The sequence below is a fragment of the Yinghuangia sp. YIM S09857 genome, assembly GCF_051388915.1.
In the GTDB taxonomy this organism is placed as follows: Bacteria; Actinomycetota; Actinomycetes; order Streptomycetales; family Streptomycetaceae; genus Yinghuangia.
In genome coordinates this window covers 146196-149109 of sequence record NZ_JBPKBH010000017.1, presented here as the reverse complement: position 1 = coordinate 149109, position 2914 = coordinate 146196, and the positions used below count along the sequence as shown (strand labels likewise).

General features: G+C 73.3%; 3 protein-coding genes. All 3 read left to right on the top strand.

Annotated elements, in window-relative coordinates:
• Positions 1–1424, top strand: a 1424-nt coding sequence (locus ACRX5S_RS30010; protein ID WP_436776292.1) for an MFS transporter, incomplete at its 5' end; no start/stop codon positions are given.
• Positions 1425–1762: 338 nt separating this feature from the next.
• A complete protein-coding gene (locus ACRX5S_RS30005) occupies positions 1763–2131 on the top strand; it encodes a hypothetical protein (protein WP_436776291.1) in 369 nt (122 codons plus the stop codon).
• Positions 2132–2290: 159 nt separating this feature from the next.
• On the top strand, positions 2291–2866 hold the full coding sequence (locus ACRX5S_RS30000) for a GlcG/HbpS family heme-binding protein (protein ID WP_436776290.1): 576 nt from the start codon (positions 2291–2293) through the stop codon (positions 2864–2866).
• Positions 2867–2914 lie beyond the last annotated feature (48 nt).

The window sequence follows — 2914 nt, the reverse complement described above, 5'->3', positions numbered from 1 at the left end:
TGTCCGCCTCCGGCGGACCCGACGCCGCCCGCTGGTGGCGGGCACTCCCCATCCTGCTCCTCGGCGCGTTCCTCCCCGTCCTGGACGCCTTCATCGTCAACGTCGCACTCGCCGACATGGGCCGCGACCTGGGTGCGAGCGAGGCGCAGCTCGAACTGACCGTGTCCGGCTACGGCGTCGCGTACGCCTGCTCCCTCGTCGCGGGCGGGCGCCTCGGCGACCGCTTCGGCCGCCGCCGTCTCTTCCTCCTCGGGATGGCCTCCTTCACCGCGATGTCGGCCGCGTGCGGCCTGGCGCCGAACGTGACAACGCTCATCGTGTTCCGCGTATTGCAGGGCCTGACCGCGGCCCTGATGTTCCCTCAGGTACTGGCCGCCATCCAGGCGGGCTTCGAGGGCGCCGCGCGGCAGAAGGCACTCGGCGTTTTCGGGCTGGTCGTCGGCTCGGCCGGAGCAATCGGGCAGGTCGTCGGCGGGCTGCTGCTCCAGGCCGACCTGTTCGGCTCGGGCTGGCGCCCGCTGTTCCTGGTGAACGTCCCGGTCGGCATCGTCGCTCTCGTCCTCGCCCGGCGTATCGTGCCGGAGACCAAGGCGCCGGTCGCCACGCCCATCGACACCCGCGGCGCGGTCCTGCTGGCCGCGACGATCGCGCTGCTCCTGATCCCGCTCACGCTGGGCCGCGCCGAGGACTGGCCGGTCTGGACGTGGATCGCGCTCGCGGCCGTCCTCCCCTTCGCCGCGGTCTTCGCCGCGACCCAGTCCCGCAGCGAACGCTCCGGCGGTACGCCGCTCGTCCCGCCGTCCCTGCTCCGGCTCCCCGCCGCCCGGCTGGGCCTGGCCGCGCTGCTGGTCTTCGGGACGTGCGTCGGCGGCTTCATGTTCAGCCTCGCGATGATCCTCCAGGTCGGCCACGGCTTCACACCGATCCGGTCCGGCCTGGGAATGGCCGCCGCCGCGACGGGCTTCCTGATCATCGCCCTGCTCGCACAGCGCCTCGTGGCCCGGTTCGGCGCCATGGTGCTGGTCGTCGGCGCGTTCATCTTCGCGTTCGGGACGGCCGCGTTCGCGGTCGTGGCGGGCATCGCGGAGGACGGTCTGACGCTTCCGGAGATCCTGCTCCCGCTGTTCGTGGCGGGCATCGGATGGGGGATGGTCCTCGTCCCGCTCCTCGGCCTCACCCTGTCCGCGCTCCCCATCGACCGAGCGGGCCTGGCCGGCGGCGTCCTGTCGACCGCCCTGCAAATCGGCCTGGCCAGCGGCGCGTCGATCGTCGGCTCCACCCTCTTCGCGATCATCGGCGACACCCCGGACGCGGACGCCTGGCGCGACGCAACGTACGCGGTAGCCGGGGTACTTGGCGCACTGGCCCTCACAACCGCCGTACTGTGCCTACGCCTTCGCAAGGCAACCAGGCCGGCCGTGTAACCCGACCCCAACGAACCACCGCACCGCACGCCCCCGGTTCCCTGCTTTCGAGCGGGAGCCGGGGGCGTAACGCGTGCTTGCCTAGCGCGTCTTGACCTCACCCGTTCGGCCGACGCAGTCCGCGATCGGGGCGAAGACACGCGGCCGCGGGCGTGCGTGTGCGTGGGGTGGATAGTGGCTGGCTGTGCCCCCGGAGCGCCGGCAGAATGTGCGCATGATGTTTGCTGGCCGAAAGGGCTATGCCGCGTAGTCGGCCCGGTGCCGTGCGCACCGCTCATGGGCGCCATCCGCGCCGCCGTGTCCCCGAGTGGGCACGCCTGCTGCCACCAGTCGACCGGTTGTCGCCGACGGCCGGCGCGGAAGTGCGCTGGCTGGGGCAGGAACGCTCGATCGATCTCGTTGAACTCCTCAGCCGCTACCGGCAGTTCCTGGCCCGTCCGGGCCGGACGCTACTGCTCTCGCACGCGGAGGTTCCCGCGTGTCCGTCCTGCGGCCTCGACGACGTGGCGGCTGTGCGGGACGGGATCGCCGAGATCCACCGCACGCTGCCACCCGCCTCGCGGGCCGCGCTGAGCGCCGTGCTCCGCCCGCTGGACGCCGACTTCCGCCGCCGCACGCTCCCCGACCCCGCCCCTGTGCATGTCGGCCTCGACTGGCGGGGCCGCCCGTACGGCTGGTGGTGGCGACGCCTCTACGACGATGCCTAGGCCCGCCGCGCCGGTCGACCATTCGGCGCAGACGGGGTAGCCCGGTCCGGTGCATCGTCGCGCGGCGGCGGGGTCGGTGCGGGACGGGCGGCGGACCCGCTTGCTGCACTGTCGGCAGGGCCTGCCCGCACGTGGCGGCCACCTCGCACTGGAGTGCCTGTGAACAGATCCATCGCCCTGCGCACCCGTCTCGCCGTCGGCGCCTCACTTGTGGTGTTCGGCCTGGGCGCGGCGACCGCCGTACCCGCCACGGCCGCCACGGCCTCGGGGGACTATTGCCACGCCGGCTGCCGGACGACCCCGCCCGGTGACGGCGTGCGCGGCGACAACGTCGTCACCACGAACCACCTCACCGAGGAAGCGGCCGTACGGGCGGCGCAGGCGGCGCTCGACGCCGCCGAGGCCGCCGGGCAGCGGGTGAGTGTCGCCGTCGTGGACCGCAACGGCAACGCCATCGTGCAGTTGCGCGGCGACGGCGCCGGGCCGCACACGTACGAGTCGGCCCGCCTCAAGGCGTACACCGCCGCGTCGTTCAACGCGCCCACGTCCGTCCTGGTCGGCCGCCTGGAGCAGAACCCCACGCTCGCCGACATCCCCGGCACCCTGTTCCTCGCGGGCGGCCTGCCGATCCAGTACCAGGGCACGCCCATCGCCGGCATCGGCGTCGCGGGCGCCCCGAGCGGCCTCACCGACGAGCAGTTCGCCCAAGCGGGCATCGACGCGATCAGCCACTGACGCCCTCCGCTCCGCGCTGTTGCCCGTACCGGTCGGCCGGTACGGGCA